The following is a 12,962-nucleotide window of genomic DNA, read 5'->3' as shown; positions in this document are numbered from 1 at the left end:
CTACCATTTTCCAAAAGGTTATAGTATAATTGTTTAAGGATTCACGGACCTGAATAAGGTGAAGAATATCCCATAATGGAGAGATACCGATGAATAGTATGACAGGTGAAGAAGCCATGGAAGATTTGGCCTTGGATAAAAAAGTGGGGTATAACCTCATCAAACGATTGTTGGATATTGTTGGTTCCCTGGTGGGGCTCATCGTAGCCATCCCCCTTGTCCTCATCTTTGCTCTGCTGGTGAGGCTGGAGACCCCAGGAAGCCCTTTTTATGCCCAGGAAAGACTGGGGCGTAACGGCAAGAAATTTATGATCTACAAGATCCGCTCCATGAATATGGATGCAGAAAAGGATGGCGCCGTCTGGGCAGCCCAGGGAGATTCCCGGGTGACCAAGGTGGGCAAATTCATCCGCAAGACCCGGATCGATGAACTTCCGCAGATTCTGAACATCCTCATGGGGGACATGAGCATCGTGGGACCCCGGCCGGAGCGCGAAGTTTTCACCGAGGAATTTGAGAAAACCATTCCCGGATTCCGTTCCCGTCTCCTGGTCAAGCCCGGACTCACCGGATGGGCCCAGATCAACGGCGGTTATGACATCAGTCCGGAAGAGAAGCTGAAGTACGATCTGTACTACATCAAGAACAGAAGTATGAAGCTGGATTTCAAGATTCTTTTTGCCACCATCGGCGTCATATTCACAGGAGAAGGCGCAAGATAGCCTGCTCCCTTGCAGTTTAATGATGAAGCATATGTAAGAATCCTGTTTTCTGATCTGGAACCGCCAAATCAGCCAAGCAGGATTATTTCTATGGCTTGAATCCAAAATTGACATTTTCTTTGCACGGGGTTTCTTTACATCCATCCGTGTAAATGGTATATCTGAATTAAATAAAAACAGAGGATGAGGAGAAAAACATGAAAAACAAAGTATTGATCACAGGCGGAGCCGGTTTTATTGGAAATGCCATCATCGAGAAGATCCACCAGGATTTTGATGTGGTGGTTTTAGACAACCTGTCCCCCCAGATCCATGGCGAGAACTATGAGGATTCCTATCTATACCAGCAGGTAAAAGACAAGGTGGAGCTCATTATCGGCGATGTCTGCGATGAGGCCCTGGTGGCCAAGGCCCTGGAAGGGGTGGACTACATCATCCATCTGGCTGCCGAGACCGGCACTGGCCAGTCCATGTACGAACTGAACCGTTATACCCAGGTAAATATTGCTGGGCTTTCCAATATGCTGGAAACCATTCTGAAGAAGAAGCTTCCCGTGAAGAAGATCGTCCTGTCTTCCTCCCGTTCCGTCTACGGCGAAGGCATGTACCGCTGCGCGGAACACGGCGTGGTGGTGCCCAACTCCCGAGTGGTGGAGGATATGCTGAAGAAGGACTTTGAGCCCAAGTGCCCCATCTGTGCGAAGGATGTGGAACTCATCCCCACGGATGTGACGAGCCTGCCCAAGCCCATTTCCTACTATGCCTTCACTAAGCTGGCCCAGGAGGAAATGCTGAAGGTCATGTGCCCCTCCATGGGTCTGGACTACACCATTTTCCGGTACCAGAATGTCTTTGGACCCGGACAGTCCCTGAGCAATCCCTATACGGGCATCCTCTCCATCTTCTCCAAGCGTCTTCTGAACAATCAGGACATCAACATCTTCGAAGATGGTCTGGAAAGCCGTGACTTCGTCCATGTGAAGGACGTGGCGGCGTATACCATCAACGCCCTGACCAATGAGAAGACCAATGGACAGACCCTCAATGTGGGCAGCGGAGAGAGTGTCTCCGTCATTCGTGTGGCGGAAACCCTGAAGGCCATGTATGGCTCCACCTCCAGCATCGGCGTTACCGGGGACTTCCGGATCGGCGACATCCGCCACAACAAGGCAGACATGGTGAAGACCATTGCCTGCTGCGGGTTCACGCCCGAGTACACCTTTGATCTGGGCATGAAGGAGTTCAGCGCCTGGGTACTGGAAGAACTCTCCAAGGAGAAGAAACCGGAAGGGGTATCCTTTGACGAATCCATCGAAGAACTGGTGGCCCGGGGCATGCTGCTTAAGGGAACTAAATAGGTGATTTCATGATTAAACGGAAGGTTCTCTTCATAGGAACCGTATTTTACAATTATCATACGCTGATTCAGGAAGCCATGGAGAACCAGGGCTGGGCGGTGGATTTTTACAATGACCGCCCCGGCACCTCGTCCCTTACCCGAGCGTTCCTGAAGATCAATCCCAAGATCATCCAGAAGCAGATCCGGGAACACTATGAGGCGCTCCTGGCAAAGATCAAGCATGAGCGGTATGATTTGGTGTTTATCTTAAACGGCAAAGCCTTTGACGGGGATATGGTGAAGGGGCTTCGAAAGGCCCAGCCCCAGGCGGAGTTTGTGCTCTATCTCTGGGACTCCGTGCTGCTCTATCCCCACGTCCGGGAAGTCATTCCCGTGGTGGATCGGGCCTACACCTTTGACTATGAGGATGCCAAGTCCTATCCGGAGCTGGAGCTTCTGCCCCTCTTCTATACGGAGGAGTATGCCAGCATTCCCGAGAGTAAGGTTAAGGTGGAGTATGACCTGGCCAGCATCTGCACGGCTCATCCCAACCGCTACAAGATCATCCGGGAGCTCTTCCCGAAGCTGGAGGAAAAGGGTCTTCGGATCTTCTCCTTCTACTACATCATGAAGCTTCAGTATGTCTACAATAAGCTCTTTGTGCCGGCCTTTCGCCGGGCGAAGAAGGAGGAGTTCAACTTCACCTTCCTCACCAGTAAGGAAGTGGTGGACATCATCAAGAAGAGCCGCTGCATCTTCGATATTCCCCATGACAAGCAGACGGGGCTCACCATGCGCACCATCGAGACTCTGGGGGCCAAGAAGAAGCTCATCACCACCAATCAGAAGGTGGCCAACTACAACTTCTACGATGAAGAGAATATCTTTATTCTGAAGAGCGATAACCAGGAGGAGGTTCTTCCGTTCCTGGCCAAGCCTTACCGGGAGATCCCCAAGGAAATCTATGATTCCTATAGTCTCCAGTCTTGGGTGAAGCGAATTCTCCACAAGGATGAAAAAATGACCTATACGAGGTAAGAAACATGGGAAGTTACAGTCTGTCTGAAACGCTGAAGTCGGTTCACGCTTTGGTTTTGACGAAAGTCTTTTATCCGGGGGCGCGGCTCATCCGTCGCCCATTCCATATCCGGGGGAGAAAGCACCTGTCCTTTGGACAGGGCTTCACCACCGGATATTCTTGCCGTTTTGATCTGGATAATGAGAGCGCATCGGGCGATGCGGGAGAGATCCGATTAATTTTAGGCAAGAACTGCAAAATCGGGGACAATGTCCATATTGTGGCCAGTGAACGGGTCACCATTGGGGACGACTGCCTCATGGCCTCCAAGATCTTCATCTCGGACACCAGTCATGGGGAGTATGGCCATGAGGATGCGGCGGATCCTTCGGAAGCCCCCGATGAGCGAAAGCTCATCACTCGCCCCGTGACCATCGGGCACCAGGTGTGGATTGGGGAAAATGCGGTGATTCTTCCGGGGGTCACCATCGGGGACGGCGCCGTCATCGGGGCCAATGCCCTGGTGAACAAAGATGTGCCCGCCGGGGCCATTGTGGGCGGGATTCCCGCCAAGGTCCTGAAACAGTGGAATCCCCAGACGAAGGTCTGGGAGAAAGTCTAAAGGGAGGATCCCCATGAATGATCTGCTCTTGGTGGTGGTCTGCTACAGGAAAAAAGTAGAAGACATCGCCTATCTTAAACGCATGGAAGGGGTGGAGATCCTCATCCATGACAATTCACCGGAACCCCAGGTCGTGGATCCGAAATGGCACTACATCCATGATCCCCATAATCCCGGGGTGAGCAAGGCTTACAACCGGGGCATCGACCTGGCAAGGAAGCTGAAGCTCAAGGGCGTACTGCTCCTGGATCATGATACGGTGTTTTCCCCGGAGATCTTAAAAAGCTACCGGGAGGCCCTCTCCACCTATGGGGAGGACTATCTCTATGCCCCCATGGTGGCGGGGAACGGGAAGGTTTATTCGCCTTTTATCGAGGGGAAGATCCGAAACAGCGCCACGCCCGTGGCGGATTTCGTGTATTCACCCGTATACCCTTTGGAGGGCAAGTCCCTCATTAACAGTGGCCTCCTCCTGCCATTGAAGGTGGTGGATGCCATTGGGGGATTCTATGACACCATTAAGCTGGATTTCAGCGATATCGCCTTTATCTCGAAGTACAAAGCCTATAAGAAGGAATGCATCCTGGTGGAGGAAACCCTTCTCCATGGGCTTTCCGGCGATGAGGGCATGGACAAGGAACGGGAACTAAGCCGTTTTCGCTATTACTGCAACGGAGCCCGGGAGTTTGGCAAAGCCGGCGGACCGAAAGGAAAGCTCTCGGTCTTTGTGCTGTTTCGCATGCTTCGCCTCGTGGTGAAGTACAAAACACTGCGGCCGCTGCCTTTGGCCCTGCAGTATTACGGAGGAGAGAAGACCTTATGATCAGTGTATGTATGGCCACCTATAAGGGTGAGCACTATGTGGCGGAGCAGCTTCGTTCTATTTTGTCCCAGCTAGGGGAGAAGGATGAGGTCATTGTTTCCGATGACCATTCACCGGACAATACCCTCCAGGTGATCCGGGATCTCAATGATCCCCGGGTGAAGTTGAGTCTGAACCCTGGGGAGCGAGGTTATGCCAAGAACTTTGAGCATGCCCTGTCCCAGGCTAATGGAGACTATATCTTCTTAAGCGACCAGGACGATGTCTGGGTTCCCGGAAAAGTGGAGAAGATGATGAAGGCCCTGGAGAAGGATGCCTTGGTGGTCAGCGATGCGGCCATTGTGGATGGGGACTTAAAGACCCTCATTCCTTCCCATTTTGCCCTCTATGGGGTGAAGACGGGTTTTTGGTATAACTTTGCCAAGACCCGTTATATCGGCGCTTGCATGGCCTTCCGGAAGGAACTTCTGAAGAAGGTATTGCCCATGCCCAAGAATCAGAAACTCTGCGCCCATGACTACTGGATCATGCTGGTGGGGGAAGCCTACTTCAGTGTGGGTCTGGTGGAGGAACCGCTTCTTCTATACCGCCGTCATGGGGGCAACGCCTCCACAGGTGGGGTGAAGAGCACCAACAGCCTTGCCCATAAGCTGCAGGTGAGGTCCTACTGCCTGGGGCATCTCTTAGTGCGCAAGTTTGTCTAACCCAAGGCTTTTTGGCAGCATCCTAGAATTCATCCTGAGGAGTATTGAAGTTGAATAATAAAGCGTTGAATTTCCTCAAGAACTTTTCCTACACCATTGTGTCCAACGTCATCTCCCTGGTCATTTCCACCTTGGTGGTCCTGGTCATTCCCAAACTTTTGGGTATTGAACAGTATGGCTACTGGCAGCTCTACTTCTTTTACTCCGCCTATGTGGGATTCCTCCACTTCGGTTGGGTGGATGGAATCTATCTGCGCTATGGGGGAAAGACCTACGAGGAGCTGGACAAGGTGAAGTTCTTCTCCCAGTTCCATATGCTCTCCTTCAGCCAGATCGTTTTAGCGATCTTGGTGGTGGTGGGCACGCTGATTTTCCCCATGGAAGGGGATCGGCAGTTCATCTTCCAGATGACCGCCATTTGCTTAGTACTTTCGAACATCCGCTATATGCTGATCTTCATCCTCCAGGGCACTGCCCGGATCAAGGAGTATTCGGCCATCACCATCCTGGACCGGCTCATCTATGTGGTCCTCATTGTGGGATTCCTCCTTGCCGGTAGCCGGGACTACAAGGTCATGATCTATGCGGATCTCTTGGGAAAAGCCATTTCCCTGGGCTATGCCATGGTGACCTGTAAGGAGATGGTTTTCCGCAAGGTATCGGAGTTCACCTGGACCGTGAAGGAAATGCTCCACAATATCCAAGTGGGTATTAAGCTCATGATCTCCAACATCGCAGGCTCCCTCATTGTGGGCATTGTGCGGTTTGGGGTAGAACGGGTCTGGAATGTGGTGACCTTTGCCAAAGTCTCCTTATCCTTAACCATTTCCAATCTCCTCATGCTCTTCATCAATGCCGTGGGGATCATCATGTATCCGCTTCTTCGCCGCACGGAGGAGAAGAAGCTGCCGGAGCTCTACGGCATCATCCGGACACTGCTTCTCGCCATGATGCTGGGGCTTCTCGTGTTCTACTTCCCGCTGAAAGCAGTGCTCTTAAAGTGGCTCCCCAATTATGCGGAAAGTCTCCACTACATGCCTTTAGTCTTCCCCTTAAGTGTCTATGAGGGACAGATGTCCCTTCTCACCAACACGTACCTGAAGACCCTACGGCAGGAGAAGCTCATGCTGAAGCTCAATGTGACCACCATGGCCTTAAGTGGCATCGCCACCCTCATCACCACGGTGATGCTGAAGAACCTGGATCTAGCCATGGCGTCCATCACCATTCTCCTCGTTATCCGATCGTTCCTGGCGGAACGGCAGCTGGCGAAGCTCCTGAAGGTGGATTTCCTGAGTGCAGCAAGAGGCGAGTTCCTGGTGATTCTCGTCTTCATGGTCTCTGGATGGTTCCTGGAGTCTGTGGTGGCTTTGGTCCCGTATCTTCTCGCCTATGGCGTCTATCTCTTCCTCCAGCGGGAGAGAATTGCAGGAAGCTTCAAACGGATCAAGGGAATGCTGAGAGCCTAGGAAGGGATTTTTGGGGCAAATCGGCCATGACCTCGTCATTATGCTCAAAATCTGCGATTATTTAATGGTTTTTTGCGGAACTCTTCATCGAAAATTAAAGGGTTTCGTGTATAATGCAATGTGGATTATAACGTCAACCAAAACGGTTGACAGACTTGGATAAAAGAATGAAGAATGAAAAGAACGAAAATGAAACAGGAGGCTATTTATGAAGGGAATTATTCTGGCCGGAGGATCAGGCACTAGACTTTATCCATTAACCATGGTGACCAGCAAGCAGCTGCTCCCCATCTACGACAAGCCCATGATCTACTACCCCATGTCCACACTGATGCTGGCGGGGATCAAGGACATCCTCATCATCTCCACCCCCACGGATCTGCCAAACTTTGAGCGGCTCTTGGGTGACGGATCCCAGTTCGGGATCAGCCTGACCTATGCGGAGCAGCCTTCACCCGATGGACTGGCCCAGGCCTTCATCATTGGGGAAGAGTTCATCGGTGATGATGACTGCACCCTTATCCTGGGAGACAACATCTTCTATGGCAACCAGTTCAGCCATATCCTGAAGGATGCTGTGGCTAACAAAGGAAAGGCAACGGTCTTTGGTTACTATGTGGAAGATCCCGAGCGCTTTGGCGTGGTGGAGTTCAATGAGGCCGGCCAGGTTCTCTCTGTGGAAGAAAAGCCGGAGAACCCCAAGTCCAACTATGCCATCACGGGACTCTACATCTACGACAACCGCGTAGTGGAAATCGCCAAGAACCTGAAGCCCAGCAAGCGCGGCGAGCTGGAAATCACGGATCTTAACCGGGTATACCTGGAAATGGGCGACCTGGATGTTAAGCTTTTGGGTAGAGGCTTTGCATGGCTGGATACCGGAACCATGGATTCCCTAGTAGATGCTGCTGACTTCGTCCGCATGGTGGAGAAGCGTCAGGGGATCAAGATCTCCGCTTTGGAAGAGATTGCTTACCACTACGGCTGGATTGACCGGGATACCCTTCTGGAGTCTGCCAAGAAGTACGGAAAATCACCCTATGGCCTGCACCTGCAAAAAGTAGCAGACCATAAGATTCAATACTAATTAAGGTTACGGAGGATTGGGAATGAATATTTTAGTGACCGGCGGAGCCGGGTTTATCGGAAGCAACTTTGTGTACCATATGCTGGAGACCTATCCGGAGTACCGGATCGTCTGTCTGGATGCCCTGACCTATGCAGGCAACCTGTCCACCTTGAAAGACGCCATGGAAAACAAGAATTTCCGCTTCGTCAAGGGCGACATTACGGATAAGGAGTTCATCGATGGACTGTTCAACGAAGAGAAGTTCGACATCGTGGTGAACTTTGCCGCAGAGTCCCATGTGGACCGTTCCATTGAGAACCCCGATGTGTTCCTGAAGACCAACATCCTGGGTACCCAGGTGCTCATGGATGCATCCCGTAAGTATGGCGTAAAGCGATACCATCAGGTATCCACCGATGAAGTGTATGGAGATCTTCCCCTGGATCAGCCAGAGCTGTTCTTCACGGAAGAGACCCCCATCCACACCTCTTCCCCCTACTCGGCCTCCAAGGCAGGGGCAGACCTTCTGGTTCTGGCCTACCACAGAACCTTTAAGCTGCCGGTGACCATCTCCCGTTGTTCCAATAACTACGGACCCTACCACTTCCCCGAGAAGCTCATTCCCCTCATCATCTCCCGTGCTCTCAATGACGAAAAGCTTCCCGTCTACGGCATGGGTGAGAATGTCCGGGATTGGCTGTATGTCGTGGATCACTGCATCGCCATCGACCGCATCATCCATGACGGCCGTGTGGGCGAAGTCTACAATGTGGGCGGACACAACGAGCGTACTAACCTGGAAGTCGTGAAGACCATTCTGAAGGAACTGGGCAAGCCCGAGTCCCTCATTACCTTCGTTACAGACCGTGCAGGCCACGATATGCGTTACGCCATCGATCCCACCAAGATCTCCAACGAACTGGGTTGGGAGCCTACCACCACCTTCGATGAAGGCATCAAGAAGACTGTAAAGTGGTACCTGGACAACAAAGACTGGTGGGAGAACATCCTCAGCGGCGAGTACCAGAACTACTTCAAGCAGATGTACGAAGGACGCTAAACTGAATCACCCATTATAGTTTGACCTTTGGTCATCCGAAGTACGGTAAAGTAGATCAACATTTTGTAGTTAATAGAAGAAAGTAAACACCGGATTGCGCAAAGCCTGAGGCTCTGCGCAATCCGGCATGTTTAATCCCAAAGAGATCAGGAGGATCGCATGAAAGTAACAGAAACGGCCATTAAGGAAGTGCTCGTCATCGAGCCAGACTGCTATGGAGACCATCGTGGGTGGTTCATGGAGTCTTATAATCAGGAAAAGTTCAAAGCTTTTGGCATGGACACCGTATTTGTCCAGGACAACCATTCTTTCTCCGCCACGAAGGGTACCTTAAGAGGGCTCCATTTCCAGAATAACCCCATGGCGCAGACGAAGCTCGTTCGTTGCACTAAGGGCACCATTCTTGATGTGGCTGTGGATATCCGTAAGGGCAGCCCCACCTACAAGCAGTGGGTAGCAGTAGAACTTTCTGAGGAGAACAAGAAAGAGCTCTACATTCCCCAGGGCTTTGCCCATGGGTTCATCACCCTCACAGACAACGTGGAAGTGCAGTACAAGGTAGACAATCTCTACTCCAAGGACTGCGACCGGGGCATCCGTTTTGATGATCCGGAGATCGGCGTAGAGTGGGGCGATGTGACACCCATTCTCAGCGCTAAGGATGAGACCAGCCCGAACCTGAAGGACAGCGACGCTAACTTTGTATACGAGGTGAAGTAGATGAGAGTCTTAGTAACAGGAGCCCGGGGACAGCTGGGTTATGATGTGGTCAAGGAACTGACCCGCAGAGGCCATGAGGCTGTGGGTGTGGACAAGGAAGAAATGGACATCACCGATGAGAAGAGCGTCAAGGACTACCTGGGTACCGCCCAGGCGGAGGCGGTGATTCACTGCGCGGCTTACACCGCAGTGGATGCTGCTGAGTCCAATGTGGACCTGGTTCGTAAGATCAATGTGGATGGTACCCGCTTTATTGCAGAGGTCTGCAAGGCGCAGGATATCCCCATGATGTACATCAGTACCGACTATGTCTTCGATGGTAACGGCGAAACTCCCTGGGAGCCCAATGCTCACCGGGATCCCGTCAATGTCTATGGTCAGATGAAGTACGAGGGCGAACTCGTCATGGAAGAACTGGTATCGAAGCGCTACATTGTGCGGATCTCCTGGGTCTTTGGTGAGAACGGTAAGAACTTCGTCCGCACCATGGTGGGTCTTGGCAAGAAGCTGGGCAAGGTCAGCGTAGTGGCGGATCAGTTCGGATCCCCTACCTACACGGCAGACCTGGCAGTTCTTCTTTGCGACATGATTGAAACGGACAAGTATGGAACATACCATGCCACCAACGAAGGAATCTGCTCCTGGTATGATTTTGCCAAGGAAATTTTTGTCCAGGCAGGCCTGGATGTGGAAGTGACCCCTGTGGGAAGTGATGCGTTCCCCACAGCGGCTAAGCGTCCTTTAAACAGCCGCATGAGCAAGGACAAGCTGGACGAAATGGGCTTCCATCGACTTCCCACTTGGCAGGATGCGCTGTCCCGTTATGTAAAGACCCTGACGGACTGCTAGAACCTTTAGACCGGGGATCATCCTCGGTCTTTTTTTAGTCAAAGCTGAAAGAGTTTGCTTTTTCTCGACATCTTTGGCATACTGAAGTCAGTTTAACTGGAGGAGGTACTCATGAAAATCTTAGTCACCGGCGGAGCCGGGTATATTGGAAGCCACACCTGTCTGGAGCTACTGGCCAGCGGCCATGAGGTAGTCATCGCGGACAATCTCTGCAACAGCCGACGGGAAACCGTCGATACCCTGAAGAAGCTCTCATGCAAAGACATTCCATTCCATGAGGTGGATGTGACTGTGGAGGAGAAGGTGGAAGAGCTCTTTAACATCTATTCCTTTGACGGAGTCATCCATTTCGCCGGCCTGAAGGCTGTGGGCGAGTCCGTGGAGAAGCCAGTGGAGTACTACTACAATAACCTCGTCAGCACCCTGGTGCTTACCAAGGCCTGCTTGAAGCATGGGGTGAACCGCTTTATCTTCAGTTCATCCGCAACGGTCTACGGAGATAATGTGGTGCCCTTTGTGGAGACGCTGCCGCTTCTTCCCACCACCAATCCCTATGGGGAGACAAAAGCCATGGGTGAGCGTATCCTCACGGATGCGGCCAAGGCTAATCCACAGTTTGCGGTAACCCTTCTACGTTACTTCAATCCAGTGGGTGCCCATGAGAGTGGACTCATTGGGGAACGACCCCAGGGAGTTCCTAATAACCTCATGCCCTATGTGACCCAGGTGGCCAAAGGACTGCGGGATAAGCTCCGGGTTTTCGGAAATGACTATGATACCGTGGATGGCACCGGTGTCCGGGACTACATCCATGTGGTAGATCTGGCCAAAGGCCACGTCATTGCCCTGGAGAAGATCACAGAAGGCGTGGAGATCTACAACCTTGGAACAGGGGAGGGAACTTCGGTCCTTCAACTCATCGAAGCCTTTGTGGAGGAGAACCAGGTGGAGGTACAGTACGACATCGTGGCAAGACGCCCAGGAGACATTGCCTCCTGCTATGCCGATGTCACCAAGGCGAATGAAAAGCTTGGCTGGAAGGCCACTTTAGGGATTCGGGACATGGTTAGGGATTCCTGGCGCTTTGAGAAAAACCTAACAGAATAAGAAATGATGATCAGCCATCGGAGCCGGGATTGTGAAATCCAGCTCCGGTGGCTATTTTAATGTTTCCGATCTTGCACAACGGTGCAGAGTATGGGAGAATGAAAAAGTGGTTTAAAAAAAAGTGAGTTAAATTAAAACAAAGTTATAAATAGGTGAAATCACTGTCATATCACCGCGAAAAATTCTAACCATCGAAAAAGTGAGATCTCTAAAATGCTATTTTTCAGGATGTTCGGAGAAACGTTCGTGTAATCGTCATCAAATTGGTGGTGTTTTCCATTGAGCCTGTTGATTTTTTCAAATATGCGAATAATGGACAAGGAGAAATAGAGAATGTTCAATGAGAGTTGCCGGATAAAAAAGATTCATATTTTGTTCACTAACCGGTCATTTCCCTTAAAATGATGATATACTAAAATTGGATTTTCGAAAACGACAATATATTGTGTCAAAGATTGTCACCTGAAGAAAACACTTTATTACATTAATTTATTATCATTCCGGAAGATTTGTTAATGCCATTAAAGATACGACAACAATTAACAAAGCTGTTCCAAATAATCCGGATTTTTCGGATTATTTTTTCATTCATTTTTCCCCTCACTAAAATCCATCTGAGGATATCGGGAGAAATGGCGAAGGATAAGAAAAATAAATCTTCGGTTTCATGTTAAAATATAAAAGTAGTTTTCGATTGATACCAAATTTATATATATAACTATTAATCAAGTGATAACAAGGAGAGATACCATTCATGAATGAAGAAACCATCGACCTGAGCACCCTCTGGCGCATCATCAAGAAGAAGATGAATGTCATCGTCATCATTACGATTCTTATTACCATGGCCTCCGGAATCTTCACCTTCTTCCTCATTGAGCCAAAGTATACATCCACTGTAGCTGTCTTTATCAACGATGTCCGTCAGGACGAGAAGACCACAGGGCAGACGATTAACGACATTAATATGTACCAGAAGCTGGTCGACACCTATGCGGAAATCACCAAATCTAGAACCGTGGCTGAAGATGTGATCAAAGAACTGGATCTTGATTTAGGGATTGGAGATATCCGTGAAATGATTTCCACATCTCCCAAAGGGAATACCCAGTTCCTGAATCTTAGTGTGACATCTACTGATCGCGAGTTGGCGTACAAGGTAGCTAATCAGCTGGCTCTTAGCTTAAAGACTGTATCTGGCGACCTGAGAGGAACGGATATTGTTCAAATCCTGGATTCTGCTAATGTTCCATCAAGCCCATCTTCACCTAATGTAAAGATGAACTTAGCAGTAGGCTTTGTACTAGGCCTTATGCTTTCAGTCTTTGGCGTCTTCCTCTTGGAGTTCTTGGATAAAACGGTAAAGGATAAAGAGTTCATCATGAACGACTTGGATCTTCCTTTCCTTGGCGCAATTCCCTATGATGCAAAAATGTCCTCATAAATCAAACTTATAATCG

The 12,962-nt window shown here is 50.4% G+C and carries 12 protein-coding genes and 1 pseudogene; all 13 read left to right on the top strand.

Annotation, left to right across the window (positions count from 1 at the left end; all coding sequences use genetic code 11):
* Nucleotides 1–89 precede the first annotated feature (89 nt).
* The 13 genes and pseudogenes from KCG48_RS04480 to KCG48_RS04425 all read left to right on the top strand — a co-directional run bounded on the left by KCG48_RS04480 (nt 90) and on the right by KCG48_RS04425 (nt 12,946).
* The gene (locus tag KCG48_RS04480) at nt 90–722 is read left to right on the top strand and encodes a sugar transferase (RefSeq protein ID WP_211800117.1); all 633 of its coding nucleotides are present in this window, start codon (nt 90–92) and stop codon (nt 720–722) included.
* 197 nt (nt 723–919) lie between these two features.
* Nucleotides 920–2,080 carry an NAD-dependent epimerase/dehydratase family protein gene (locus KCG48_RS04475; protein ID WP_211800116.1) on the top strand — a complete coding sequence of 387 codons (1,161 nt, stop codon included), beginning with the start codon at nt 920–922 and terminating at the stop codon, nt 2,078–2,080.
* Between the two features lie 8 nt (nt 2,081–2,088).
* Nucleotides 2,089–3,099 carry a CgeB family protein gene (locus KCG48_RS04470; RefSeq protein ID WP_211800115.1) on the top strand — a complete coding sequence of 337 codons (1,011 nt, stop codon included), beginning with the start codon at nt 2,089–2,091 and terminating at the stop codon, nt 3,097–3,099.
* Between the two features lie 413 nt (nt 3,100–3,512).
* A pseudogene (locus KCG48_RS15065) lies at nt 3,513–3,701 on the top strand (DapH/DapD/GlmU-related protein); the annotation flags it as partial.
* 13 nt (nt 3,702–3,714) lie between these two features.
* Nucleotides 3,715–4,524 carry a glycosyltransferase gene (locus KCG48_RS04460; protein WP_211800113.1) on the top strand — a complete coding sequence of 270 codons (810 nt, stop codon included), beginning with the start codon at nt 3,715–3,717 and terminating at the stop codon, nt 4,522–4,524.
* Nucleotides 4,521–5,228 (top strand): glycosyltransferase family 2 protein, encoded by a 708-nt coding sequence (locus KCG48_RS04455; RefSeq protein WP_211800112.1) that lies wholly within the window; start codon nt 4,521–4,523, stop codon nt 5,226–5,228. The genes KCG48_RS04460 and KCG48_RS04455 overlap by 4 nt, the downstream gene beginning before the upstream one ends.
* A 50-nt stretch (nt 5,229–5,278) precedes the next feature.
* A complete protein-coding gene (locus tag KCG48_RS04450; protein ID WP_211800111.1) occupies nt 5,279–6,697 on the top strand; it encodes an MATE family efflux transporter in 1,419 nt (472 codons plus the stop codon).
* 208 nt (nt 6,698–6,905) lie between these two features.
* Complete coding sequence (rfbA, locus tag KCG48_RS04445) at nt 6,906–7,784, top strand: glucose-1-phosphate thymidylyltransferase RfbA (protein WP_211800110.1); 879 nt, start codon at nt 6,906–6,908, stop codon at nt 7,782–7,784.
* 22 nt (nt 7,785–7,806) lie between these two features.
* On the top strand, nt 7,807–8,826 hold the full coding sequence (rfbB, locus tag KCG48_RS04440) for a dTDP-glucose 4,6-dehydratase (RefSeq protein WP_211800109.1): 1,020 nt from the start codon (nt 7,807–7,809) through the stop codon (nt 8,824–8,826).
* Nucleotides 8,827–8,985: 159 nt separating this feature from the next.
* On the top strand, nt 8,986–9,546 hold the full coding sequence (gene rfbC, locus KCG48_RS14710; protein WP_230977007.1) for a dTDP-4-dehydrorhamnose 3,5-epimerase: 561 nt from the start codon (nt 8,986–8,988) through the stop codon (nt 9,544–9,546).
* Nucleotides 9,547–10,395: a dTDP-4-dehydrorhamnose reductase gene (rfbD, locus tag KCG48_RS14705; RefSeq protein ID WP_230977006.1), complete on the top strand. Its 849-nt coding sequence runs from the start codon at nt 9,547–9,549 to the stop codon at nt 10,393–10,395.
* 111 nt (nt 10,396–10,506) lie between these two features.
* Nucleotides 10,507–11,502: a UDP-glucose 4-epimerase GalE gene (gene galE, locus KCG48_RS04430; protein WP_211800108.1), complete on the top strand. Its 996-nt coding sequence runs from the start codon at nt 10,507–10,509 to the stop codon at nt 11,500–11,502.
* A 754-nt stretch (nt 11,503–12,256) separates the two neighbouring features.
* Nucleotides 12,257–12,946: a YveK family protein gene (locus KCG48_RS04425; RefSeq protein ID WP_211800107.1), complete on the top strand. Its 690-nt coding sequence runs from the start codon at nt 12,257–12,259 to the stop codon at nt 12,944–12,946.
* Nucleotides 12,947–12,962 lie beyond the last annotated feature (16 nt).

This window comes from Proteiniclasticum sediminis, assembly GCF_018128025.1.
Taxonomy (GTDB): domain Bacteria; phylum Bacillota; class Clostridia; order Clostridiales; family Clostridiaceae; genus Proteiniclasticum; species Proteiniclasticum sediminis.
The sequence above is the reverse complement of the archived record's forward strand: the minus strand, read 5'-3'. Positions and strand labels throughout refer to the sequence as shown.